Origin of the sequence: Sporomusa acidovorans (assembly GCF_900101845.1) — a bacterium.
GTDB classification, from domain to species: Bacteria; Bacillota; Negativicutes; order Sporomusales; family Sporomusaceae; genus Sporomusa; species Sporomusa acidovorans.
In genome coordinates, this window is the sequence record NZ_FNAM01000045.1 from 16,647 (window position 1) to 42,784 (window position 26,138).

Consider the following 26,138-nt stretch of genomic DNA (forward strand, 5'->3'; position numbering starts at 1 on the left):
CAACTCCATTCATGCTGAAAGTAATTGGCAATCATTCAGCCAAGTCGTTTACCGTTTAATAACTTAACGCGGTATTGTCCCTGCTCAGCTACGATCATATTAATACAGCCATAATCCTGAATAATGCGAAATAAGTTGTCAAGCGGCATACCTAGCGTATGGCATAACAGCAGCCGGTTAATGCCTGCATGACCGACAATAAGAATGTCGCCTGTTGTCGATGACACAATATCGTCAAATACCGTAAGCACTCTACGGCTGCATTCGTTAAAACTCTCCGCGCCCGGTATCCGGTAACCAATCATATCAATTCCCCGGTGCGCATAGGCTTCCGGATAGGCTTTGGCAATTTCCTGAAAACTCTTTCCCTCCCATTCACCCATACTGATTTCCCGGAGCGCCGCTCTGACTGTGGGCTCTTTTCCCGTTCCGGCCGAAATAATTGTGGCCGTAGCGTGCGAACGGGCTAAATCACTGCAAAATACGGCCGTAATTGCTTTTCCGGTAAACTCGTTGTGCAGATTACGGGCTTGTTCTATCCCTTTCGCGGACAAAGGAATATCGATTTGTCCAATATACCGGCGTTCCTGTTTTTCTGATAAGATATGTCCATGGCGCAGCAGATAGATGACCCTTTCCTGCCTATTGCCACTCATTGTCATCACTCCCTTCCGGGCACTTACTCTGATCTTCCTTTTTCCAGGAGGCAGCACTAACCTTCCGTCTGAATAAACAATCGCGGCTCTAAGCAGTAACCTGCCGGCCTGTTCCAGTATCTTAAGAACGGGAAGGCTGCGAACAGCTCGTAAAACTTCGGCTATATCCAGAATGCGGTTATTCAGGACAATGACCACCAATTTGAGCTGATTTACCTGATCATAAGTGACCTCAACACTAAAATCAATAACGCCTGCGAGGGGAAAAAGCACTTCATCCAGCTCAAACATTGTCAGCGATTGCCCTTTACCCAGCCAGACACGGCCTTCTTTTCTGCTCCGTACTGCCTCTAAGCGCCGCAGCCAGCTGCCGCAGGGGCATTTTCCCGGCAATATTCGCGCTATATCTCCTGTCCGGTAGCGGATAAACGGCATTCCCCGGCGCGTCAGGGTAGTAAAAACGACTTCGCCGTAGTCGCCGTCAGGCAGCACCCGGTCTGACTTAGGATCAATAATCTCGACATAGAGGTCGGCTTCCCGCAAATGATAACCCTGATGGGCCGAACATTCTATGCCGCCGCCAAGTCCCATTTCGGTCATCCCGTAATGTTCGTAGACTTCACATTGCCAGATCCGGTTGAGCTCACGCACAATAGCCTGGGGGACATAATCCGTACTCAACAGCACTTTGCTTGGCCGCCATGGGCAGTTTTCCGCTTTTTCCCAGTACCTGGCCATCGCCAGAACCTGTACCGGCACACCGACAAGGCAGGTCGCCTGGTCTTTACACATGGCGGCAACAGCAGCCGGAACCTCTCTGACAAAACCGTACGGCACAGGCGCGACACCAATACGTTTCAATCCCCGCATTAACAAATCCCCTACTGAACCTGACGGCTCATACGGCAGTAAAATCAACGTCGTATCGCCTGGCTCCACCAGGCCTGACATACCGCACCGGAAAAAGTCTATTGTCAATTCCTGATCGTCTGCTGTGAAGTACACCCGTTTGGGATTGCCCGTGGTACCGGAGGTCGCCAGAGTGACTACCCGGCTAATCTCGCTCTGTGAACCGCAAATCATCCGCAAAGCATGCTCACTTACGTCGGCAGGAGTGATGAAAGGATACATCGTCAAATCCGCCAACCCGGTAAGCGCTCCTGTAGCGGCCAGGTGTTTGCGGTAAAAAGAGCTTAGCTGTTTCGCTCTCTGAATCGTTTCATTGAGTTTAGTTAGTTGATAACGGTTGAGGTGCTCCTTATGCATATGATTGCCAATTATTCCTGTTTTTTCCTTTATCCACGCCTCCAAGGGCGTTATCGGCAGCTTTCCTGTCATTTTCCCCCCCTGTAAAGCGCTCGCCCCTGGCGGTCGGTCAGATTATAGGCGCAAAAAGGAATGAGCCGGTTATCATCGCCAACTACATGAATAAAACATTGCTTTAGCCGGTCCAAATCCAAGGTCCAGGCATCCTGAAAGGCCATACCCGAGACAGCCAGTTTGTACGTATTTACCTGCTCCAGGAATTCGTCCAAACTTGCCAAACTGCCTGATTGTCTGCCTGCAGCTTTTATTTTTTTCGCAGCCGACCATTGCCTGGCAACAAATTGTCGGGCCCGCGCGGCGCCGTTGACGCCAGATTTAGGCTGGCAACAGCAGGCACCGGATTCTTGGGCCAAAGGCTTTAATTGACCGTCAGGCATTAAAATAAAATTGCCATGGAAAGAGCAATGCGCGTGTTCCCCGCCGGGCGGGCGGAAGTTTTCCGTCTTCATGATTCCGCCGGTTTGTTTTTCAATTTCGCGGATAAGCCGGGGAAGCGTGATGCGCTCACTCTCCCTAGGCGCTTGCGGATAACGGCCAAAATAGCTAATCGGCTGAAAATGAACACCGCGCACCACCGGCATCTTATTAACGGCAAACCGTAAAATATCACCAATCTGGCTGTCGTTTACACCGGGAACCACAGTCGGCACAAGCACAACGCCAATATCGTGGGCGGCGCAAACTTCAATAACCTGCTGTTTCATACCGAGCAGCGGCCTGCCCCGTAATTGAGTATAAACACTGTCGCTCAAGCCGTCAAATTGTAAAAAGGCACAACAGAGACCGGCTTCCTTTAACCTTTTTACGTACTCTTCATCGGTAGCTAACCGGAGCCCGTTCGTATTAACCTGAAAGAAATCAAATCCCCACTTCCTGCCGAGGCGGATAATTTCCGGCAAATCATCACGCAGCGTAGGTTCGCCGCCTGATAACTGGATATTAAAAGGCCCGCCGCTGAGTTTAAGCATCCGGTACCAGCCTTCAATGGTGTCTAAATCGGGGTCTTTTCCACTATGGGCCGCTGTTGAAGAGGCAAAACACACCGGGCATTGCAGATTGCAGGCCTGTGTCACTTCCAGCAGCACACAGCATGTCTGCTGGCGGTGCTCCGGACACAAACCGCAGTCAAACGGACAGCCTTTACTCGTCTCCGTGGCACACACGGCCGGTGAGGATAGGTTTTGGACAGTAGTCCAGTCTAAATAACCCGGTTCTCCCTCCCAAACACAAACCTCATACTCGCCATGCTGCGGACACTGTTTCTGTAAAAATACCTTGCTTCCCCTGGCAAGCCGCTTTGCTGGAATACGCGCCAAACATTCAGGGCATACGCTTTCTGTTGTGGAAAGTACCGTTTCTTGCATTTTTTTTGTAACCCCATCGCTCATAAATCAGCTATCTCCCCTCTGTTAGCCAGCCATTGCACCAGCATTGCTTCCAATACCGTCTCAAAACTTTGTTTACTTTCCAGCGCGTCGTTTTCAGGAAAGCTCACCTTGATTACCGAATCGGCAATCACCCCTTTCACGGTTGTCCCGTCGGTAAAGACAGCCTGAAAAAAGGGCCGGGGAAAATTCTTATAATACTTGATTGCTGCCAATGGCTTAAACCCTTCAAGAAATTCTTCAGAGTTTTTTATCCCCAGCCGGTATTCATAAACGTAAGTCCCCCCAAAGCAGTTCTCCACCTTTTTACACTCATAATGCTGCATGAACTAGATCCCCTATTGCCCTGATGCAGTCATTTATCTCTTCCTCGGTAGTAAAGCGTGACAAACTGATCCGCACAGAGCCGGCCGGTGCGGTCCCCAGACAGGAATGAATTCCGGGGGCACAGTGAAGACCGGTGCGGCAGACTATCCCAAAACTTTTATGCAGCACCTCGCCGGCATCTTCAACCGTCCAGTTTTTGAGTGTAAAAGATATGACCGGAGTTCTGGGCGGCCTGACAGCAATGACATCCGCTCCCGCGGCTGCCAGCCCTGCAGCCAAACGTTCTGTTTTGCTTTGCAACTCAGTCACGTCAACAGGATTTTCCCTGTTCCATAACAGGGCGGCTGCCAAACCGGCAAATGCGGCGTCATTTGGCGTTCCGGCTTCAAAACGGATCGGCAGAAGTGAGGGCATTTCCTTAAGGTCGCTCATCACTCCTGTCCCGCCGACCCACACCGGCGCTAAATCCACGTTGGGGGCCATATATAATCCTCCCGTTCCTGTTGGCCCTAATAAATATTTATGGCCAGTAAATGCCAGCAGATCAACGCCCCACTTCTCAGGCAAAACCGGTACAAGCCCCAGACTCTGCGATACGTCCAGCAGCGTCAGGGCACCTGCCTGTTTCGCCATTCCGGCCAGCAGGGCGGCATCGTTAACTGCGCCGGTCACATTCGATGCATGCGTAAACACAGCCAGTTGCGGTTGATAAATTCGTAACGCCGCGTCCCATTCTGCGGGATCAATCCGCCCTTCTGTACTCACGGCTACACAGTGTACTGCCACCCCTTTTGTTTGCGACAAATAATATAGCGGCCGTAACACCGAGTTATGTTCGGCTGCGGTAGTCACAATAGCGGCGTTAGGCCGCCAACGGATGCCGTGTAAAGCGATATTGAGGGCATAAGTAGCGTTGGGACAAAAAATAATTTGTTTGGGGTCTTGCACTTGCAGCAAACCCGCTAATCGCTTGCGGCATTCCCCGGAAATATCCGGTCCGCTAAAACCTGAACGTCCGGCATGATAGGGCACACTATTAATACAATCAGCCACTGTTTCACCGACTCGTGGCGCCTTTGGCCAGGAAGTCGCAGCATTATTTAAGTAAATGAGCTTCATAGACTTCCCCCCCTGTCAATTTCAACTCAAAATTTCTGATCCCCAAAATAGCGGCTATTTGACCCCAGATAACCTCTGCTGTCCGTTTGCGTTGTAACACGATATTCAATATTGCGGGATTATCGGCGAATTTTTCCTGAGCCGGCTTAAAGCGCGCGTCCAGGGGCACCACCTTGTTCCCATGGACTACTTTATCGGCCAGAAAAACTATGGCTGTTTCATCAACCGCCTGGCCGGCTTCAAAATCCAAATTCATATGGGAACCGACAATGCCCGCCAAATCAGGAAATTCTTTAGTTTTCAGCACACGCTCCCCCCGTTTGGCATGGTTGGGTTTTCCTTTTGCCAAATCATGCAGCAGCCCAGCGGCAAAAATCAGTTCCGTATTAAGCTGTAAGCCGGCATCGTTAAGCAACTCCGCGATGTGGCGACCAATTTTGGCAACAGCCTGCCCGTGACGCATAACGCTATCACTCACCTGATACTTCCGAAACAATACCAGGCCTTCGTCATAGGTCGGTATGTGACGCCGCATTTGAAATCCGACAAGTTGTTGATATTCTTGCCGGTTATCCATATCCAGCAATATTCCGCTGTCTGCCACCTCCACTTCCACGCTGTTGTCGGCAAACTGCTCCAAAACAGGACGAAGCCCGCCTATGCCGTCAGCGTTAAGAATACTGGCAAAACATTTGGCGCTGATAAGCGGCGGATGGCCCCTTTGCCCGTTGAACACGGGATAAATCACGGCTGCGCCTGTTTCACGGTAGACGCGCACTAATTCCTTAATGCTATGTCTCCTGATCAGCGGAATATCGACAGGCAATAGCAAAAACGCATCAACCCCATCGGTCAATGTCCGAACTCCGGCAACAATGGAAGAAAACATGCCGTCGCTATATCTTAGATTATGAATGATACCGACTTTGCGGCGGCCTAATACCGAATACAAATCTTCGGCCCGGTACCCCACAACCACCCGGATATCTGCGGCCCCCCCCAACCGCAGGCTGTCGACGGCTGTTTCGATAACCGTCTTCTCGCCTAATGGCAGCAGCGGCTTAAATGCTCCCATACGCGAGGAATAACCGGCCGCCACAATGAGTCCTGCTATGCGTGCAGCGCGCATAAGTGTTTAACCAAGCTGGCCGGAAAAAGCATATCCGTTGGCCGCGAGAATTTCTTGCACTTTGCCAAGCGTGTTAATAACCAGATGAGGACACCGTGCCGTCCGGTTTGCAGGGTTTTTCTCCAAGATTTCGTCACAGGTAATTCCGCTATATACAGAACCTGCTTCTTGTTCGAACCACTCTACCAGTTCTCTGATCATATCATTACTGCGGCTGTCTTCCATTTCTTCCACCGTTCCTTTACCGGTATGAAGGCCAAGAAGGCAAGCCCCGCCGGTCAACGCCCCGCAGGTTTTGCCGCAAAACCCCACTCCCCCGTTTAGCCCGGCCATAGCCCGGACAAGGTCAGGATTTTCTTTACCTTGCGCTTCAAGTCCGATAATCAGCATGATCTGACTGCAAAAAAAGCCTGCCTGTGACAGCTCAATTAGTTTCATAAAAGCATCGTTCATCATCTCTGCCCCCTTCTCAGTTCTTCCTATATGTAACGCTCGTAATGGCATCTCTTTAGCGTTCGTCCCGTTCCATAAAACGAACCAAATTGGATACTTTTGTCAGTTCACCTTGCGTAGTTGCCTGCAGTGATTCTAAATCAGCAATACGTTCCATGGATAAAAAAATTATATCCACAGCATGAATAATAGCCGAAGCGACACCGGACAGATCGGTGTTGAATCTGTTCATATCCTCCTGAAATTTATAGGTAAAATCATTGCTGGAGCTCAATTTTGCCGATATTTCCTGAACACTTTCAAACAAACTATTAATAGAAGCATGGGTCTGATTTAAGCTGTCCTGAGTATTTTGGGCCAACTTTCGTACTTCTTCGGCAACTACGGCAAACCCACGACCCTGTTCACCGGCTCGTGCGGCCTCAATAGCAGCATTTAATGCCAGCAGATTTGTCTGTGCGGCGATATTCATGATTAATGCCAACACATTTTTAATCTCGTTCGTACTGTTCGTTAACCCTTCTAGCGTTGGCGCAAGCTGGTTATTTACAGAAATCAGTTCATTTACACCAACCATATTTTTCTTAAGTGCTTGTAATAAATTTTTGGTGTCATCACCAATACTGCGCACATGATGTCCTATTTGATTAACATTATCTAAAACAGTTGGAATATTGCTGCTGTTCTTGTTCAAAAGCTCGATAACCCTGCCGCGAAGCTTGTTTACGATAATAATCTGGGTTAGGTGCCGTTCTAAAAAATACTTTTCGAAATTACTATAGTAAACAGGCAGGTTATCAACATATTCATCGCAGAAAGTCTCTCCTTCATGAATGTGAAAAAAGAAAACAGCCGTCATCGTTTCGTTAATATTCAATCCCAATAATTCACCAAAACTCGAATATCCCGCCACGGAAAATTCAGAAAAAGCAGTTACTTTTTCAATTACGCCCGCGTTGCATAACCGGCGCATTATACAGTCATTTAAAATTCCGCCGATAGGTTTTGGTTTGCCGTTAATAAACTTTCGCCAGTCCTTATCAATAGTTTCTACCAGGGAAGCGCGCCGTACAACGAAAAGTTTTTCACCCATCGCAATATCGCAAAAAAAGTAGACTCTGTCGTTTGCCTCATCAATTTTTGATATGGCCCGCACAAAAATTTCCCCGCCAATTTCAACGGCAAAACCATAGGACTCCAATATTTTGTTTAGTTGTTCAACCGTTTGTACGTTAAACCTTTTCTTTAGTAAAGAAATAAAACTGATACTGTTATAATTTTTATCAAAAACTTTACTGACATACCGTAAAGCCGAATTAGAATCTGATACTATAAATTCACCCGCATCTTTGGCAAAGCCTTGTGTTTTAAAAATACCGTAACGATAATCAGAATGAAGCTTCAGCAGGCAAACGACTGCATAGTTTTGTCTGACAACGTGGCCGTCGTAAATATACGTGTTTAAAAAATCCAAATTGCCGGCGGCCGAACCACCAACAAACATACAGGGAAATTTTTTACTCGCATAAACCGCTTGCATAAAAAAAGTTTCCGAACCGGACAAGCCGTCAATATAGGCCAAAGCCACCGTATCATGGCTGTTAATTGCAAAATTAAGCGGAATTTTCTTAAGCTCCCCCTTAATATGCGCCACCCGCTCATCGACGCTTTTTTCGCTAACACCCTTTTTAAGATCGCCATTGGCTAAAGGAATGGCGATCATTTGACAATCTTTTACCAATCTTCGGGAATAGGCCTGAAGAAGAACTTTCCGGCGATTATTTTCGACAGTCTTATATAAAGTTGCAGCAGATTCGGTATGGCACAATTCGCCTGCGGTAGATATCATCATAAAAACTGTACTGGCAGGCAAAAAATTTTTAATGGTTGCCGCTAATTGGGCAAAATTATTGTCGGGCGAAGCAAAACCTATAACTAAAGCCACACCGCCGGCCAGATTGCACAGTTTATTCATACTGGTGGCGTCTAGCTCGGTTACTGATAGATATAGATTCTGAATATCTTCTAAGGTAGTAGTAATCGGCACAGTATGAGTATTATCAATCATTTTCCGGTCTGTAGAGGATTGCTTTTTTTCAAACCACTTTAACATAATACTCCTCTATTCATACTAATACTGCTTTTTAACGCCCTCATCCAATCAGCCTCCTTCTTTTAGCTTACAGGCAAGGCTATACAATCTGAATAAATACTTCCATGATTCCCCCACAGACCATACCTTCATCAGCCGCCACATCGTTCAGCATTCTTACCGTATATAATTGCGGCCGCTGCTCGTCAAGGGCGGTTAACGCCTGACGTCTGACTTCCGCTTCCCCGCAGCCGCCACCAATGGTTCCAAAAGATCTGCCATCAGGTAAAATCAGCATCTGGCTGCCTGCCTTGCGCGGTGTTGAACCACGGGTTGCCACGATGGTAACCAAAGCAGCTTTTTCCGCGTTGATTTGTTTTTCGCAAATTGTTTCCAATAACCCCCGGTCCATTAGACTGCCTCCTTATCCACACATCCCATAGTTTGAAGCGCCCCGAAAAACCGCCACCACTTCAGCCGCAATGCTTAAAGCGATTTCAGCAGGAGTCTCTGCTTTAATATTAAGACCAATAGGCGCCCGCAGGCGCTGTTCAAGCGCCGCCGGCGCTCCTTCTTCCTTTAAAAGACTGAGGCATTCCCTGATGCGCTTTCTGCTGCCGATCATTCCCAGGTAACGGGCATTGCTGCCCATAGTAGCGCGTAAACAGTCCAAATCATACCGGTGACCGCGCGTTACAATAATAACAGCTGTATCCTGGTCGATTGCCAAATCCTTTACTGCCGACTGAAAACTCTGGCAAATTACCTGCTGCGCACCGGGAAATCTCGCCTTATTGGCAAATTCCGGCCGATCATCAATAACTGTCACTTCAAAGTCAACAAGTGCCAGCATTTGCACCAGCGGCTGGCTGACATGTCCGCCACCGAATACAATCGCGCAGGGTTTCTTGACCACACGATCCCAAAATAGCCGGTATATTGTTCCCTGCTTTCCTTCCACCGAGAGGACTGTCGGCTGAATCCACTCGGTTTTCCTGAGTGCGGCTAGTATTTCCTCGATAACGCCTGTCTCCACCTGACCTGCCGCCTGTCCATCCTCATCAACAACAATCATTTTTCCCACCAGGTCAGGCTCGGCCGGGTTACAGTCAATTACGGTAAGCGTATCGGCTTTGCCCCCGTTTCGCACAATAGACAATAGTTTATGAAACATGATCCGCGCCCTCCTTGGAACCACAACGGTCATGATCAGGGCCTTGACCAATCAAGTCGCGAATTTTAGCCAGAGCGGCAGCTGACAGGAAATTAATGTGTGACGGTTTGCCGTCAAGAGTTTCTCCGGATAATATTACACCGTTGTCGGTTTCCAAATATCTCACCGGCAAGTTGCGCCGATACGTGATACCTGTATTTTTGTCGACTACCTCGACAATAATCCAGTCCGCCTCAATTTTGTCAATAAAATCCTGTTCTTCTTTCATAATCTTTGCCTCCACCCCTTCTCATTTTCCCGCCGAGAGGATCAACCGCGGTCCCATCCTGCATTTGGGGCAATGCCGTCCTTCATTGGAATCTTCACATTTTTTGCAATAAATGGTGAAACACCGGCAGCACTGATACAAAGGAGCGTCACCTGTTATTTCCTGGTTACAGCGAGGACATGTTTTTTCCCCCAATATTTCTCATCCTTCCCTTTCCTTTTTTTCAGCCACCAGTAAAAAGTATCCTAATTTTTTTCCGGGAGCAGAAACACATCGCCAGAGATCCTCCAAGCATCACTTATCCTCCAATGCCGCTTCGACCTGCTTCATCTTGCCATTGGCCAGTTCCTCCGGAATATACACTAACCCGCACTTGGCACATTTGAATAGCTCAACGGGGAAGCTGCTGCCCAAATAGCTTAACGTTACTTTTCCCAGTGTCAGCGTAATCCCGCACTTGGCACATGTCAGATTGGGTTGCTGCCCAGCCGTCAGATTGTTCATAGTTCCTCCACTCACTCTGTAATTTCTATCCGGTGACAATAGGCATTGCGAACGACAAATCCGTCCCCCTGTGGTTTGTACTCTACCCAATAGGTAACGCTGGCAGGTTGAAAATAGGCTATAAAGTAGTCGCCTACAGATTCTTGCAGTTTTTCGCCGGTACTTTCCGCATGGTCAATTACCTTGATAACATCATCAATAAGAATCTGCCGTTCTTCCATAATGGCCAGCACTTCTTCCGAAATATAAAACAAAACTGTAGCTTGTGCTTCTTCCACCTTTTCACCCCATATTTCCTTGAGCATCGTCTGCTTTAATCTTGCCCTGTTTTCCTGGCGCTGCGAATAGCCCGGGCCGGCCTGTTCTGCCGTGTGGTTCCCAGCAAAACCAAAAATCAGATCCAGGAGGTGGTAACTGCGTTTTCCCTGACTTACAAAATTATCGCGGCACATGGCACAGTAGGCAAGATAATCCAACTCACTTTCTTGAATCCGCCTGTCTATGACTTTATGCGCAACCTCTGGATTCGCATAAAGCATCAAGCCTCCATAACCGCAGCACACTGTTTTCTCCCGGCTTAAGGGCAATTCTTCAACTTGATATCCCAATTTGCTTAACAGGCTTCTGACACTTGACTGAATCGCAACATCATGTCTTATCGTGCAACTGTCGTGAACCGCCAGCTTTTGGGGTGCTTCGGCCAAGCGTTTTCCCTCCGGAATGCCGATACGCTCCAGCAAGGTCCATAAGCTTTCCACCTTCATATCGGCCACATTGTCTGTAAGCAACCGATAACAGGTGGGACAGGCCGTTATGACCTTGGGGCTTCCCAAACTGCGCCAGTTAGCCTTCAGGTTTTGCATTTTTTCCTGAAAGATTGTCGCCTGGCCGGCCCAACTGGCCGGTGCGCCGCAGCACCCCAGCATTAATCCGACACCACCGGCTACCTTTTCACATAAAAAGCGGTATATTTTTATGACATGCTCCGGCGACGATGCGGCCAGCTGGCAACCGGGGTAAAAAACCAGCTCGCTGTCAGCAAACCCGGGCTGATGCCTGGTTAGCATAAATTTGTCACTGGTACTGAACTGCATATCCCGCAGGGCAAAATCATGCGTTGACGGCGGCATTTTTCCCTTTTCCACCATCGTCCGCCGTGCCTCCCGGCAAATCTCTCCCATGTTCAGCTTACCCGGGCAAACCTGTTCACACAAACCGCATAAACTGCAGGAATTAATCATTTTATTGGCACGATGAATCCCCATAACAATGGATAAATTATTATATACTTCCCGTACATAGCGTTTAGGATACCCCTTGTAGTGGGCAAGATATTCACAAGCCTTGACACATTCAAGACATTCACACAACAGGCAGCGATTCGCCTCCCGGCTCGCTTCCGCCTTAGTATAGCCACTGTCCGGATCAGCCGCCGCCACCGTGGGCTCCGGCTTTACCCCTGTAATATTTGTGAACAGCAAAGATGCATAAGTTCTTTCATTCTCCCTGTTAGCAGTCAAAGAAGCATTCTGCAAAAAGCGGTCAATCGAAACGGCAGCGATTTTACCGTCCGCTATTGATGTAATCGGCGAACGTTTTCCCGTGTGGGAGCGCAGACTTCCCCCGGCAAAAACCTTAGGATAACTTGTCGCCAAAGAAACCACATCAACGTTTATTTTTCCATTGGCAGACACCGTAAGACCAAAGTTATTCTGATAAAGACCTGTGCCTAAATAAATTGCGTCAAATTTTTCATCCAGGCTGTCTAAGGAGATAATAAGAGTATGATAATAAATTTCTACCAAAATTTTCTCAAAAATAGAAAAGTCATTGTCAATCACATGACGGGGCAGCCGTTTTTCGGAAATATCCCAGATACTTCCCCCCAACCGGTCAGTAGCTTCAAAAAGAGCAACTTTATATCCTTTGCGACTCAGTTCAAGAGCCGCCGTCAAGCCGCTCAAGCCTGCTCCCACAATGGCAACTGTTCGTTTCTTAGCCGGTAAAGCGGCAAAATTGATTATCGCAGCGCTATTTTCCACACAAATCTGCTCCAAAGCCCTGATATTAACCGGCTCTTCTATTTCTCTGCGCTTGCACCCCTGCTGACAGGGTTGATCGCAAATCCTGCTGATAATTCCCGGAAAAGGGACCATTTTATGAAATAAGGTAAAACCTGCCGCATAGTCTTCTTTACGGACAGAGGCAATTACACCCCGAGCATCAACATGAACCGGACAGTTGGTCGTGCAGCCTGGCGGGTTATCCTGAACACATTTGGCTTCCCGTTGATGCAATAGTTTTTGATCCATAGCGAACCTCCTCTTCCCGGTATGAGAAAAGCCTTTGTTATTGGTTCCAAAGTAATAATCCAAGCTACCTGATGGAAAAACCTAAACGAACGGAAAGCCTTGCGACTTTCCTGTTCGTTTAAGGTTACAGGGTATTTGTAGCCGATTATTTGCCGCCGGCAGCCTGCTCTTTAGCAGCAAGCGCCTCCAAACCTGCTTTTATTTTTTCCGGGAGTGCAGGCACGGAATAAATGCGAACACCGCAGGCATTATAAATAGCGTTGAGAATAGCGGGGTGCGGCGCCGTCAGCGGGCCTTCCCCTACGCCGGCAGCACCATACGGTCCATTTTCACGCGGGGAAACATTGTAGATGATCTCCATATCGTCGGGAATGTCTTTAATAAACGGCAGACCACAGCCAACCAGCGTGGTGTGTTTTTTGAGATCTTCAAAATCTTCCGTAAGCGCAAGGCCAATCCCCTGGGCCAAACCACCATAGACTTGGCCGTCACAAGTTGTTTTATTGGTTAAAGTGCCAATATCCTGAACGGTTACAAACCTGACTACGGTCGCTTTGCCGGTCTTCATGTCGACTTCCACTTCCGGCATAAAGAGCGCATACATATAAATGGGGAACGGATTTCCCTGCATGGTTTCCAGATCACAGTCCGTACACATAGAGGCTGTCCAGGATCCATCATAATGAACCGGAAGCTTTTCTGCTACCATTTCCTCATAGGTGCGGAAAGTGCCGTCCGGCTTACGCATAGCGTTAACCAGCATTTCACAGGCAACCCTGGTGGCATTGCCGGTCATAACGTTTTGACGGCTGCCGCCAGACGGACCGCTGGCCGGTGTGAATGCCATATCATTCATGACAAGCTTAATTTGCTCAGGGGTAATCCCCATCTGCCGGAGAGTTTCATGGGCATGTGTCAAGGTAGCAAGGTCAGCGCCCTGGCCATGGTCCTGCCAGGAATTGCCGACAGTGACTGTGCCGTCCGGATTAAGCTCTGACCAGGCGTGCGAACTGTCCGCGCCATCCAGGCCACAGCCATATATACCGAGCGACAAGCCGACACCACGTTTCTTTTCCGGCGTGGAAAGCTCTTTACAACGTTTCTTGGCCTCTTCCCAATGTGGGCGAAGTTTGTCAAGCATTGCCGGCAGGCAGAACACTTCCGGTACCTGGCCGGTCGGCGTGGTAGCCCCGGGACGGTAAACATTCTTATAACGGAATTCCAATGGATCCATCCCCAATTTTTCCGCCAGTTCATCCACACAAATTTCCGACGACAGGAAAGCTTTTGGCGAACCATAGGCCCGGAATGCGGAACCCCAGGCATGATTGGTGCATACGCACTTGCCCTTGCCGCGAATATTGGGGATATTATAGCCGGCGCCGGTAAACTGGCCCTGCCGTATGCAGTTCAGATCGCCGAATTCGCTGTACGGACCATGGTCGAGCCACCAATTGGTCTCCATTCCCAGCAGTTTACCGGTTTTATCGGCCGCCAGCTTGGTCCGCACAAGCGCAGGCGACCGCTTGCCGGTATACGTAATTTGCTGGAACATGTTAAAGTTAAGCGAAACAGGCTTGCCGTCGCAGGCCAGGCAGGCAACCCCCAATAAAGCTTCATTGGTAGGACTGAATTTATAGCCAAACGTAGCGCCGGTCGGATTGGCAACAAGGCGGCATTTTTCCGGCTCAATGCCGATGCCGGCAACAATCATGGCATGGTGCAGGTGCAGGGCGATACTCTTGGAATGAATCGTCAGGCGGCCTTCTTCATCCATGTAGGCAGAGCCGCAGTCCGGTTCAAGCGGCAGATGCGGCTGACGGCTGCAATAGGTTTCGACTTCGGCAATAACCACATCCGGGCGCTCCATGATCGGCTTGGTATCTTCCCCTTTTACCACACCGGTTTCAAAATAGATATTCGGGGTGCCGGGATGAATTTCAATAGCGTCAGGCGCCATAGCAGCCGGCGCGCTCATATAGGCCGGTAATACTTCCAGATCAACTTTTACCGCTTTCGCGGCTTCCCTGGCATGTTCTTCCGTATCGGCGGCCACCATGGCAATAGCATCGCCAAACTGGAATACCTTTTCATCGCAAAGAATCGGGCGATCCCAGCCGTCCCCTTTGTTCGTGGGGAATGTAATCAAACCCGAAATCCGGTTCTTGCCTTTTACATCTTTATGGGTAATTACTTTATATACGCCCGGCATTTTCTCGGCTGCCGAGGTGTCGATTCCTTTAATATTCGCATGAGAGACTTCTGCTTGCACAAGGGCTAACCGCAATGTTCCTTTCGGCATCTGCAGCCCAACATCGGCGCCGAAATCCCATGTGCCGGTAACTTTTTGCAAAGCAGACGGACGATGATAGGTTGTACCGTAAATTTTATTGCCAACAGGCTTAAACATGAGATCCTCGCTACGCATTTCACCACGCAGCACTTTAGCGGCGGCCATAACGGCGTCCACGATTGGCTTGTAACCGGTACAACGGCAAGCGTTACGGTTCTTCTGGAACCATGCCCGAATTTCTTCTCTGGTGGGATTGACATTTTCGTCAAGCAGGACTTTTGCCGATAAAATAAATCCCGGGCTGCAGAAGCCGCACTGGGCACAACCATAAGCCATCCAGGCCACCTGCAACGGATGAAGATTATTAGGAGTTCCCATTCCTTCAATTGTGGTAATATGAGCTTCGTCTGGCACTCTCTTCATTTTCATGACACAAGACCGGACGACCCGGCCATCCATGATAATGGAACAGGTACCGCATTGTCCCTGATTACAGCCAACCTTGCAACCGGTTAACAGCAACTGTTCCCTGAGCACACTGGCAAGACTGGCCTCCAGATCAACGATTAACGTTCTGGGTATACCATTGATAATCAGCACTTTTTTTTGCATTCAGTTCTCCCTCTCCTTTTCACAATATTCGTATATTTCAAGGGACTTTTACCTCCCTGAAACACGCCAATTGCGCCTACTTTTTTAACTGCCTTTGCCAAAACCACATTCCGGATAATGACACTCTTCACAGTTCAGACATAAACCGCCATAGCCCAGTTTGCTAATATCCCGCTTCACCAGTTTTTCCCCTGCCAGCAGGCGTGGCACAACCAAGTCAAAGATCGTGCTCTTGTGGTACATGACACAGCCCGGCAATCCCAAAACCGGAACATCTCCAAAATATGCCAGCATAAACATCGCTCCCGGCAAGGTTGGCGCACCATAAAGAGCAATCTCTCCACCCGCCGTCCGGATAGCGGCAGGCGTTACGTCATCAGGATCAACAGACATCCCCCCGGTAGTCACGATCATTTCAGCTCCCGCGTCAAGCAACCGGTGAATCGCATCCGCAATCATGTCAATGTCATCGTCAACAATGATTTGCTGCAAAATGGAACTGCCTAATTGCCCGAACTTTTCGGTTAATACCGGGCCAAAGCAATCTTTTATGCGCCCATAGTAAATCTCGCTGCCGGTAGTTACAATTCCCACTTTGCACGATTGCAGGGGCTTTACTTCCACCACTGGATAACAGGCAGCGCACAGTTGCTCCGCGTTCTTAATTTTTTCTAAATCTATCACTAAAGGAATTACTTTGCAGCCAGCTAGCTTTTTCCCCGCCTCAACCACCTGATTGGCGTGGAGGGTAGCCACTGCCAGTTGATCAATATCGTTGATTTTTTCCAATGCTGCGCTGTTTACCTTAAGCAGTCCGCTGATTCCGGCTTTAATTTCAACTTTTCCCTCAGAAGCCTCCGCTAAAGTCACCCCTGATCCGGCTACCGCCTGGGCCAACCGTAAAGCGGCATCATTTTCATGGAGAGTTTTGTCATTGACTTCCCACACATAAATGTTTTCCTTACCAATAGTAAGTAATTTGGGAATGTCCTCCTTACGGATAACATGTCCTTTTTTAAACGCCCTGCCCTTAAACTTGCCGGGAACAATTTCCGTAATATCATGACAAAGAACCATTCCTTCTGCCTGATATACAGAAACTACTTTCATGTAACCACCCTCTCTAGCTAAACGCCGGCTTTATCTCTTTTTAATTTCATCAGCTACGCTAACCATTATTATCGCAAGATTTATGCCAACTGTTATACCATTTCGCAAAATGACTCCTAGAAAAGTACTTGACTTGTCCGAGTCCTTTTGAGCAGTCTGATCAAAGCCTTTGTGCACTTAGGTTTTACCCAAACCATGATGGTCTATTCGGAACAAAAAAAAACCAACTGCTTGTTAAGCAATTGGTTTCAGCTTTTCATTCATAGTGTACTGCAAGTGTCACACAAGTGTCACATTAAAATAACATCTGTGATACAGTTAGTTTTCTATCGCATATTGTTTCATTTTCCGATACAGCGTATTGCGGGAAACCCCCATATCCTTGGCCGTTAGACTGACATTACCGCCATGCGTATAAAGCAAGGTTAGAATTTCCTCTCTTTCCGTCTCCTCCACGATACGCCGGTGCTGCCCTCTCACGCCTAATGTTTCCTTTATATTTCTGACCGGTGCAGAGGCTAAAAAATGAGGATGCCAATCCAATATTTCCTGCGGTAAATTGGCCAATGTGATTTCCAGTCCTTCTGTCAAGTTAACAATCCGTTCAACCACATTTTGCAATTCGCGCACATTTCCGGGCCAATCATACCTGATAATTTTGGCAAGTACCTCGGAATCCACGTTGAAATTCCGCTCTTGCCTATCCAGTTTTTCCAAAAAATAATTAAATAAAGGGATAATATCGTCAGACCGGTCCCTTAGCGGCGGAATTGTGATGGATATGACACTCAGCCGGTAATACAGGTCACCGCGGAAAGTTCCCCTTTCCACTTCTTGCACCAGGCATTTATTGGTCGCGCATATTACCCGGACATCTACCGGAATCACTTGATCACAGCCGATCCGTGTCACAGAGCGTTCCTGCAATACCCTGAGCAGCGCAACCTGCTGTTCTAATGGCATATCCCCTATTTCGTCCAAAAATAAGGTCCCGCCTGATGCCAACTCAAACTTGCCCAACTTGCCGCCGCGTTTCGCCCCGGTAAAAGCCCCTTCGGCATAGCCAAAAAGTTCACTGCCAATTAATTCCCTGGGTATCGCGCCACAATTAACCGCAATAAAAGGCCCTGCCTGACGATTACTGCGATTATGAATAGCCTGAGCAAAAATCTCCTTACCTGTGCCGCTTTCGCCTTGCAGCAGTACATTCGACGTACACGCTGCCGCCCGGGAAGCAATACGCACAGCCTCAAGAATGGCCTTGCTTTCGCCGATTATATCACTGAATTGCAAAGTCCCGTAATGACCGCTAAACTGGTTCACTAATTTTTGTATCTGTTTAATTGACCGCATAATAATTATATAACCGTTAACAAGTCCCTGGGCATCGGTGACCGGTTCCCCCGAAGCCAGACAGTGACTGACACCATGCCTGGTATTCAGCATGAGTTCAATATCATTGCACGATTGTTTACCATGCAGCATTTTCTGAATAAGCGGATTTTTATCTCCCAATATGCTTGTCAGCCGTATCCCGGGCCCGGCTTCCGGTGTAATTGAACCGCAGCCACAACCAAGCAGTTTTTGGGCAACAGGATTCAGTTCACTAATAAATCCCTGATTATCAACCATAATTACACCATCTGACATGGTATTGAAAATATTGATCAGGCGATTATTAATGACACTCAATTCATTATTTTTTCTGCGGATGCTGATTTGGGCCATAATAGCCTCAGCAGCCGCCACAACCATACCTAATGTATGCAGATGGGCTGCTGTAAAAGAACCCGAAACATCCAAAATACCGATCATATTGCCCTGCTTATCCATAATAGGAGCGGCCGAACAAGTTATATTATGGTGTTTGCGGCAATAATGTTCTGCTCCGGACACCTGGATGGGCTCCTTGATGACCAAAGCCGTACCGATTGCGTTCGTGCCGGCTTCCCGTTCACTCCAGTCAGCCCCCTGAAAAAAACTTACCGTCATGGGATTGGTTAACACATCTTCATCACCAAATATCTCCATGATATAGCCGCGAACATCTGTCAACACGACTACGAAACCGGAACCTGCAACAAATCCGTACAAATTAGCCATAAACGGTTTCGCTATGGTAATAAGCTCTTGATTTTCCTCGAGCATAACCTGAAGACTTGCAGAGTCCAGTTGCCGGTGCAGTGTACGGCTATTAGGCTCAACCATGTCGTGCTTGCAGCGTCGCCATGAATCCAAAATTTCCGGTCGGACTGAATACGCTTGACTTTGATCCGTAGCTTCGGAAGCAGCAGTAAGTCTTAGCCATTCAGAAAAAATCGTATTGGGGGCACTTTCAACACCAGTCATCTAATCACCTGCCTGTTTTTATTTTCACTTACAGTAATAATGGACTTTGAAGGGTTATCCCCGTTGCCAGAAAAAAAGAACAGATACCCCACTTCAACGCAAAGGTATCTGGCTTGTGTTTCAATTAATCATACGAAAATAACCTTACCGCTCATAGTTAATTACTATAAGACAGGCACGGCGAGCAAAATCCGAATAATTGCAACACTCCTTTTCAAAAGGAAGATGTAACAGTTTCCCATTACACCCATTGGCCAGCCACCATCTCGTATTGATTTAGGTAAACAGGCTCGGAGCTAACGTTTATTGACAGATTACGGTTATTTTACATTATCAGAAGGTTAATCTTTCTGATAATAAGTAAGAGCGACTAGGGCTTCTGCCGGCGTCCCGAAGGACTTGGCACAAGCCAAGTCTTTTCTTATGAAATTTATCATAGTAAAATTTGAGTATATATTTCTATATTAATTTAGAAAAATCCTGCAATTCATGCGAATCGTTCAAAATTATCCACGCTATAATCCTATGCTATAATCACCAACGATTTACACATTAAAATTTTTCAAACAAAAAAGGCTACCGCAAAGTAGCCTTTTTTCCGTATATTTGGAGGCGACACCCAGATTCGAACTAGGGGATAAAGGTCTTGCGGACCCTTGCCTTGCCACTTGGCTATGTCGCCATAAGCAGCGAACCATGTTGTTGCGAGCTGATAGGCGAAGCAAGAACATGTGTGAGTCGCTTATTAGAGCGTAGCGATAACATCCGCTAAATATATATAAATGGAGCGGAAAACGAGATTCGAACTCGCGACCCTCGCCTTGGCAAGGCGATGCTCTACCACTGAGCTACTTCCGCATGTTCGACTTTCGACATTAGACGTTCGATTTTCGCTATCGAACGTCGCCTGCTAATGTCCAAGGCCGAGAATGGTGCCTCAGGACAGAATCGAACTGTCGACACGAGGATTTTCAGTCCTCTGCTCTACCGACTGAGCTACCGAGGCGTACCCTATTTAAAGGCACATAGGTGATTATATAACAAAATAAAATAATTTGCAATGGTAAATTATGCAATTTGAGTTAAATATACTGGGCTCTAACTTCTTGGCCTGCTCGGCTTTGTTACAACCGTTTTTCCCTACATTCCACTCCCGGCAAAGTTACAATAAAAGTACTGCCAACACCAATAGTGCTTTCTACTCTGATTGTCCCGCCATGAGCCTCCACGATCCATTTGGCAATGGCCAAACCCAGGCCGTTGCCGCCTGCTTCCCTTGATCTTACTTTATCTACCCGATAAAACCGTTCAAATATAAGCTGCTGCTGTTCTTGGGGAATTCCCGCCCCATCATCTTGGACAATAAGATTCACGGTACCCTTTGAGCCACCTGCCTGTTTGACCGTAAGAATTACGCTTCCCTCCTGCTGCCCGTACTTGATGGCATTATCCAGCAAAATCAACAATAATTGATTCATTCTCTCTTTGTCTGCCTGAACAATAAGACTGTCTGCGCCGGCAAACTCAAGTTTGATCCCTTTTTCAGCAGCTATCGGTAAAAGTGAACGGATAACCTTGCCGGCAACAAGGCTGATATCAAATTTTTCCTTAATAATATTGGCCGCCCCGGCATCGGCACGCGCCAGGGTCAATAAATCAGAAACAATTTTCGTCATTCTCCGGATTTCCTCTTTCATATCATCCAGCACTTCCTGCGAAAATGATGAAAGTTTATTGTCATCATCAGTGCGAATAACATCCACAGAAGTCAACATAACACTAAGCGGTGTCCTCAATTCGTGAGAGGCGTCAGCCACAAACTCCCGCTGCCGCAAAAAAGAGTTTCTAATGGGGACAATCGTCCGGCCGGCCAGCATATGTCCGGCAAAGGTGGCAATGATAAGGAAGAATAGACAAACTACACAAAGCATAAACAGTATCCTCTTTAACATAACATAGTAAGTAGTAATGTCCTTACCCACAAAGACCGTACCAAGGACATCCTCTCCTTCATATACCATTATTTTGCATAACATAAAATAGCCTTTTTTATCACCGGCCAGGTGCAGTTTGGTTAAAACAGCCTCCCCGTCCCCGTCCTGCCAGTTGTGAATATGCTCGGTAATAGCGTCACGAACCTCGCGCGCAGGCTGACTTGAGGAAATCTGCCGGCCATTAACATCAAACGCATAATGAAAAAGCTTGCCGTCACTTTGATCCTCATCCTCTTCCACGGGGGAGTTGGGTGAAAGTTTGCGTTGCCGCAGCAAATTTACATGTTCATGAGCTTCTTCCTTGGCAAACGCCTCGATATCTCTTTGTTCTTCCCGGTACAGTACCCAAACCAACCCTGTATAGCTTGCCACAATAAAGGATATAAGAAAACAGGCCATAACGGCAGAATAGACCATTGTTAAATGGTTGCGAATTTTAGAAAACATGCTGTGCCTCCAGCTTGAAACCCACCCCGCGTACATTTTGTATGCCTACTTCACCTTCGGGCACATTAATCTTTTTCCGCAATAGCCGTACATAAGCATCCAGATTATTGGATGATACATCCGCTTCCAGTCCCCAGATCCGGTCTAGGATTACTTCCCGTGGTACAACCCGTCCCTGATTTTGCACAAGCAAATCAAGCAATTGAAACTCACGGCTGGAAAGCTGCACCTCCGTATCCTTGGAGCGAACACTACGGGTAGAACGATCCAAAACGAGATCGCCGATCTGTACCACATCTTCTTTTAACTTGGCACTGCTGCGACGCGACAAAGCCCGCAGCCTGGCAAGCAATTCCGCAAATTCAAACGGTTTTACCAGATAATCGTCCGCCCCGGTATCCAGCCCTAACACCCGGTCATTAACGTCATCTTTGGCAGTAAGCATTAATATCGCTTCCTGACAGCCATTTTTGCGCAAAGCTTGGCATACCTCAATGCCTGTCTGGCCTGGCATCATCCAGTCCAAAATAATTACGTCATAGTAAGAGTACGCTGCATATTCAAAAGCAGTATCACCCCGTGTAACCCACTCAACCGCTAAGCCGGCCTTTTCCAGCATGCGTTTAATTAATTTACCAAGTTTCACATCATCTTCGGCAAGTAATATCCGCATTTTTCCTCTCCCCCAGCAGTTATAAGCTGAACTGTCAGTCAATAAGATTATAATAGTTATATTTCTCTGTAGTTTTCAATAATCGAACATGTTGATCCTTTATTTTTCCCAAAAATTGTTCTGTTTGCTCCTGCGGTACTACAATCACAGTACGCTCCTTTTCAGGACTACTCACAAAATTTCTCAGTGATTCTGTGGGCATCGTATATTTGCTTGACCAGCTCAAACCCGGTTGCTCAGGCATGGCGGCCTCCGCCGCCGCTACCAGTTTTACCGCCGTCTTGCCACCATAATAGACTGCCGACGTACTATAAAATTCGTAAAATCCCAACCGGTAACTGCCATATTCGGCTAAATCCTGCGCAAGTTTCTTATCGGAGCGGGTATCAGCCAATGCCGGGAAAGCCAAAAAAAACAATGCGATATAGACGAGAATCTGAAACGCACAAAATAAACTTAGTAAAGTTTTGGCATGCCGTTTCCTTATTTGCCACCAGGCAACCGTTATGATCAACATCAGGCTGCCTGCCACAACAGGCAGCCGCATGTCGTCAAGTTCAAAATACGCTGCGCCAACCATAGCAAAAGTTGCAATATATACCGGTAGACCAACCCAATAATGAATGGTGCTTTTCTTATTGAAAAACAGTACCCTTTCCAGATAATGTCCTGTTAAGATTGCCAACGGAAAAAGTGTAGGAAAGGTATACGTTAGATATTTCGTTGCCATCAGGGAGTAAAAAATCAGATAAACGCCAGCCCAAATAAAGCAAAAAATCCGTAATGACGATGTCCGCATCATGTACCCTTTAGCCCCAGCCACCAGAGCCTTCACTGTTAACAAAGACCAGGGCAGCATGCTGAGTAAAAAAACAACAATATAAAAATAGATTACATTATCCTTGGGATGCTCGGAAACAGTTGCCCGTAGATAATTATGCACGCCGAAGAAGGTAGTGGTAAATTCTGATCCGTGAACATAATACATGGCCGCATACCAAGGCAAGGCAACTACTAAAAAGAGAAAAAGGCCTGGCAGTATCGACATCTGCCGCAGTTCCATCCATTTACGCTGCACCAGAATGAAACTGACAACTACAAGGCTGGGCAACAGCAGCCCAACCGGCCCTTTCGTTAATACGGCCAAAGCCATGCTTACATACATTGGCAAATACCAACGTTTTGTCCCGCCCACACCGGTATAGGCAAGATAAAAAAACACAAGCGCCGCACTACTAAATACAAACAGCACCATATCGGTAATGACAAACTTTGCAAGCAGCACATACTCAAATGATGTTGCCATAACAAGCGCTGATAAAAGGGCCGCAGCCTGGCTGGAAGTCTTGGTTATAAACCAATATAGCAGCACCACCCCCAGCCCGCCAAACAAAGCCGGTACTACCCGGGCCGCCATATCGGAAAATCCAAACCATTTAAAGGCTAAGGCCGTAAGCCAGTAAAAAAAGACCGGTTTATCATACCATACCTGACCATAAATTCTGGGAGAAAGCCAATCGGCGCTTCCTACCATCTCTTTGGCGGTAAGGGCGTAATTCGACTCTACCGGATCGGTAATGGGCATAAGATGGCTGAACAACAGAAACGAAATAAAGGCAACCAAAAACAGACTTACGCCAATGTCTCTGGATCGAACAGCCGAAATAGACAGTGAAACGGCCATCCAAATTCCCCCTTACATCAAATTTTGCCTTTTACGGTACAATAACGCTTTATCTTCACTGGCAGTCAGCACAATAATGTCATTTTGCAGTTGGGCCGGCAAATTTTTATACGTCTGTGCTTTAACAATAAAAAAGGCAGCCTCATCTTTGACCAGTAATGTTTTAACAGCATCATCATCCATTAGCTCGTTGCCTGGCATGCCACTGTAAAACATAAAACCTGGCCGGTAAAATTTTGCAATATATACCTGACTGTGTCCGTCATAGTGCTGATTGAAGTCCTCAACAAACGATTTCATAGAGTATGCGGGGGCAATGGCCGGCAGCAGCTGCACTACCAAATATATGGAAAAAAACAACATAGCTACTACATTGACAGTAAATACTGAACGAAAATCCTGTCGTAAACTGAACCACCATACGAACGCATTTGCCGCTATAAGTACGGTTGCCGCTACCATTCCGGGAACATACAGCTCAGGCATCGTATTGGCTAAATAAAAGAGACCGGCTTCCAGAATAACAGCAACCACTGTCAGCATAGCCGCTGACCATTTTAACATTGAGAACTGCTTCTCAGACCATGCTTTGTCAAAATACCAACCTACTAAAAGGGCTAAGGGCGGATACATCGGCAGTATGTAAGAAACCAGCTTGGTTTGCGCCATGCTGAAAAATACAAAGACCGTGACTGCCCAGATAACTAGAAATACCAGCCGGTTCCAATCAGCGCTCCGCTGCCGCAGGGCAGCTTTACAAGCCTGTAGCATAAACGCAGTCCAAGGAAAAAATCCGACAATTAACACCGGAACATAATAGTACCAGAGAGTCCCGGACGGATGCTCCGGTTTTAGAAAGCGCGCTACGTTATGAAACCCCAGAAAGGTTTCAATAAAGGCCATTCCATGATACTGGTACATCAATACATACCAAGGCAATGCAATCATAAGAAATAACATTGTGCCGCGCAGTATTTTCATAGATTTGAATACGGCCCAGTTTTTGGTGACTATTACATGCAGCCCGATAATCGCTGCACAAAATATGATGCCAATCGGTCCCTTCGTCACAACGGCTAAAGCAGCACCGATAAACAACAGGTCATACCTGTTGTGCAAATAAGCAAGCAATGCCAATGTGAGAAAAAAAGTCAGCGTAATATCGGTAACGGCAGCCTTGCCTAAGTAGAAATATTCCAGGCTTGTGGTCAATACTAGTCCCGCTAAAAGGCCGGCACGTTCAGTAAAGAGTTCACGCCCCGACAAATAGACAACTACGGAACCGCCTATTGCCAACAAGGCAGACGGCAATCTGGCCGCAAATTCACCAATACCCCAAATTTTAAATGCAACAGCCACCAGCCAATAATACATGGGAGGCTTATCATACCAAAACTCTCCATAAATTCGTGGTGAAATAAAGTCCTGGAACTGCAGCATTTCGCGCGCTGTTTCCGCATAAACCGGTTCATCCGGATCCAACAAAGGCAAATGACCCAAATACGCCAGTGTGACAACACTGGCAACACATAAAAGCAAGAGTACATTATATCCTAACTTTCTTATACTCCTTCACTTCCTCCGTAATATTCAATGTAAAATTAATTATAAAATTACTTTTAGTGCTACTATGTCCCGCTTTGTCGACCTTAATTCTACCTGTTTTTCCTTGTGCCGCAGCTAAAAATAACCGCTCCTTATTTTCCTATTCAAGACAACAGCCGGCTCTGATAATTTTTCTTTTGGTTCACGGTAACTGATCATGCCTTACGTGGAATTATATCAACAAATTATGAAAGCACTATGAAAATATCCGTAAATATAAGAAAAGATCGGCTTGTGCCAAGCCCTTCAGGATGCCGGCACAAGCCCTAGTGGTTCTTACATTATCAGAAAGGTTATACTGTCTGATAATGCAAAAAAGTAAAAGTCTGTAGGCTTTCCCTACAGACTTTTGCTTTTATAATCTATATTTGTTTTTCCGTTCCCTCAAAACCAAACAATGTAAGATGTATCTGCCTGATGTGTCGACCTGGAATTGAGCTCGAGTTTATAGGATGTTACTCGCTACCACTCGTAACTAAGCGACTCACTCAGGTTCTTGCTTCGCCTCTCGGCTCGCAACAATCTGGTTCGCTGCTTATCCCTAGAAAGGAGGTGATCCAGCCGCACCTTCCGATACGGCTACCTTGTTACGACTTCACCCCAATCATCGACCCCACCTTAGACGG

Annotated in this window: 18 protein-coding genes, 3 tRNA genes, 1 rRNA gene, 1 pseudogene and 1 riboswitch; all 23 genes and pseudogenes read right to left on the reverse strand. The window is 47.2% G+C overall.

The features are described 5' to 3' along the window. Positions 1-35: 35 nt before the first annotated feature. Entirely contained in the window at positions 36-1,994 is a 1,959-nt protein-coding gene (locus BLR65_RS31075; protein WP_245692993.1) for a DVU_1553 family AMP-dependent CoA ligase, read from the reverse strand. After that, positions 1,991-3,370: a radical SAM (seleno)protein TrsS gene (gene trsS / locus BLR65_RS22865; protein WP_093796481.1), complete on the reverse strand. Its 1,380-nt coding sequence runs from the start codon at positions 3,368-3,370 to the stop codon at positions 1,991-1,993. Before trsS ends, BLR65_RS31075 begins: the two co-directional genes overlap by 4 nt. Further along, positions 3,367-3,693 carry a hypothetical protein gene (locus BLR65_RS22870; RefSeq protein WP_093796482.1) on the reverse strand — a complete coding sequence of 109 codons (327 nt, stop codon included), beginning with the start codon at positions 3,691-3,693 and terminating at the stop codon, positions 3,367-3,369. The genes trsS and BLR65_RS22870 overlap by 4 nt, the downstream gene beginning before the upstream one ends. Continuing rightward, complete coding sequence (locus BLR65_RS22875; protein ID WP_093796483.1) at positions 3,680-4,813, reverse strand: aminotransferase class V-fold PLP-dependent enzyme; 1,134 nt, start codon at positions 4,811-4,813, stop codon at positions 3,680-3,682. The genes BLR65_RS22870 and BLR65_RS22875 overlap by 14 nt, the downstream gene beginning before the upstream one ends. Further along, positions 4,791-5,942, reverse strand: coding sequence for a DVU_1551 family NTP transferase (locus tag BLR65_RS22880; protein WP_093796484.1), 1,152 nt, complete (start codon positions 5,940-5,942; stop codon positions 4,791-4,793). Before BLR65_RS22880 ends, BLR65_RS22875 begins: the two co-directional genes overlap by 23 nt. Before the next feature lie 6 nt (positions 5,943-5,948). Further along, positions 5,949-6,398, reverse strand: a complete 450-nt coding sequence (locus BLR65_RS22885) for a DVU_1555 family C-GCAxxG-C-C protein (RefSeq protein WP_245692994.1) — start codon at positions 6,396-6,398, stop codon at positions 5,949-5,951. 178 nt (positions 6,399-6,576) lie between these two features. Beyond that, positions 6,577-8,508, reverse strand: a pseudogene (locus BLR65_RS22890) (methyl-accepting chemotaxis protein); the annotation flags it as partial. A gap of 79 nt (positions 8,509-8,587) precedes the next feature. After that, positions 8,588-8,899 (reverse strand): XdhC family protein, encoded by a 312-nt coding sequence (locus tag BLR65_RS22895; RefSeq protein WP_093796487.1) that lies wholly within the window; start codon positions 8,897-8,899, stop codon positions 8,588-8,590. A 12-nt stretch (positions 8,900-8,911) separates the two neighbouring features. Further along, positions 8,912-9,661 carry an XdhC family protein gene (locus BLR65_RS22900; RefSeq protein ID WP_093796488.1) on the reverse strand — a complete coding sequence of 250 codons (750 nt, stop codon included), beginning with the start codon at positions 9,659-9,661 and terminating at the stop codon, positions 8,912-8,914. Next, positions 9,651-9,929, reverse strand: coding sequence for a hypothetical protein (locus BLR65_RS22905; protein WP_093796489.1), 279 nt, complete (start codon positions 9,927-9,929; stop codon positions 9,651-9,653). Before BLR65_RS22905 ends, BLR65_RS22900 begins: the two co-directional genes overlap by 11 nt. A gap of 294 nt (positions 9,930-10,223) precedes the next feature. Next, positions 10,224-10,433 carry a DVU_1557 family redox protein gene (locus tag BLR65_RS22910; RefSeq protein WP_093796490.1) on the reverse strand — a complete coding sequence of 70 codons (210 nt, stop codon included), beginning with the start codon at positions 10,431-10,433 and terminating at the stop codon, positions 10,224-10,226. An 11-nt stretch (positions 10,434-10,444) separates the two neighbouring features. Further along, positions 10,445-12,745, reverse strand: coding sequence for a pyridine nucleotide-disulfide oxidoreductase/dicluster-binding protein (locus BLR65_RS22915; RefSeq protein ID WP_093796491.1), 2,301 nt, complete (start codon positions 12,743-12,745; stop codon positions 10,445-10,447). 145 nt (positions 12,746-12,890) lie between these two features. Then, positions 12,891-15,650 carry a molybdopterin-dependent aldehyde oxidoreductase gene (locus tag BLR65_RS22920; protein ID WP_093796492.1) on the reverse strand — a complete coding sequence of 920 codons (2,760 nt, stop codon included), beginning with the start codon at positions 15,648-15,650 and terminating at the stop codon, positions 12,891-12,893. 84 nt (positions 15,651-15,734) lie between these two features. Next, positions 15,735-16,760, reverse strand: a complete 1,026-nt coding sequence (locus BLR65_RS22925) for a molybdopterin-binding protein (protein ID WP_093796493.1) — start codon at positions 16,758-16,760, stop codon at positions 15,735-15,737. Positions 16,761-17,078: 318 nt separating this feature from the next. Then, on the reverse strand, positions 17,079-19,109 hold the full coding sequence (locus tag BLR65_RS22930; RefSeq protein ID WP_093796494.1) for a sigma-54-dependent Fis family transcriptional regulator: 2,031 nt from the start codon (positions 19,107-19,109) through the stop codon (positions 17,079-17,081). A gap of 191 nt (positions 19,110-19,300) precedes the next feature. After that, positions 19,301-19,417: riboswitch (molybdenum cofactor riboswitch) on the reverse strand. 299 nt (positions 19,418-19,716) lie between these two features. Further along, a tRNA-Cys gene (locus tag BLR65_RS22935) sits at positions 19,717-19,791 on the reverse strand. 101 nt (positions 19,792-19,892) lie between these two features. Beyond that, a tRNA-Gly gene (locus BLR65_RS22940) sits at positions 19,893-19,967 on the reverse strand. A gap of 72 nt (positions 19,968-20,039) precedes the next feature. After that, positions 20,040-20,115 (reverse strand) — tRNA-Phe (locus tag BLR65_RS22945). Between the two features lie 118 nt (positions 20,116-20,233). Next, a complete protein-coding gene (locus BLR65_RS22950; RefSeq protein ID WP_093796495.1) occupies positions 20,234-21,550 on the reverse strand; it encodes a sensor histidine kinase in 1,317 nt (438 codons plus the stop codon). Then, positions 21,540-22,223 carry a response regulator transcription factor gene (locus tag BLR65_RS22955; RefSeq protein WP_093796496.1) on the reverse strand — a complete coding sequence of 228 codons (684 nt, stop codon included), beginning with the start codon at positions 22,221-22,223 and terminating at the stop codon, positions 21,540-21,542. Before BLR65_RS22955 ends, BLR65_RS22950 begins: the two co-directional genes overlap by 11 nt. 34 nt (positions 22,224-22,257) lie before the next feature. Next, a complete protein-coding gene (locus tag BLR65_RS22960; RefSeq protein ID WP_093796497.1) occupies positions 22,258-23,907 on the reverse strand; it encodes an ArnT family glycosyltransferase in 1,650 nt (549 codons plus the stop codon). Positions 23,908-23,919: 12 nt separating this feature from the next. Next, positions 23,920-25,446 (reverse strand): ArnT family glycosyltransferase, encoded by a 1,527-nt coding sequence (locus BLR65_RS22965; RefSeq protein ID WP_245692995.1) that lies wholly within the window; start codon positions 25,444-25,446, stop codon positions 23,920-23,922. Positions 25,447-26,057: 611 nt separating this feature from the next. Further along, positions 26,058-26,138 (reverse strand): 16S ribosomal RNA (locus BLR65_RS22970); the annotation flags it as partial.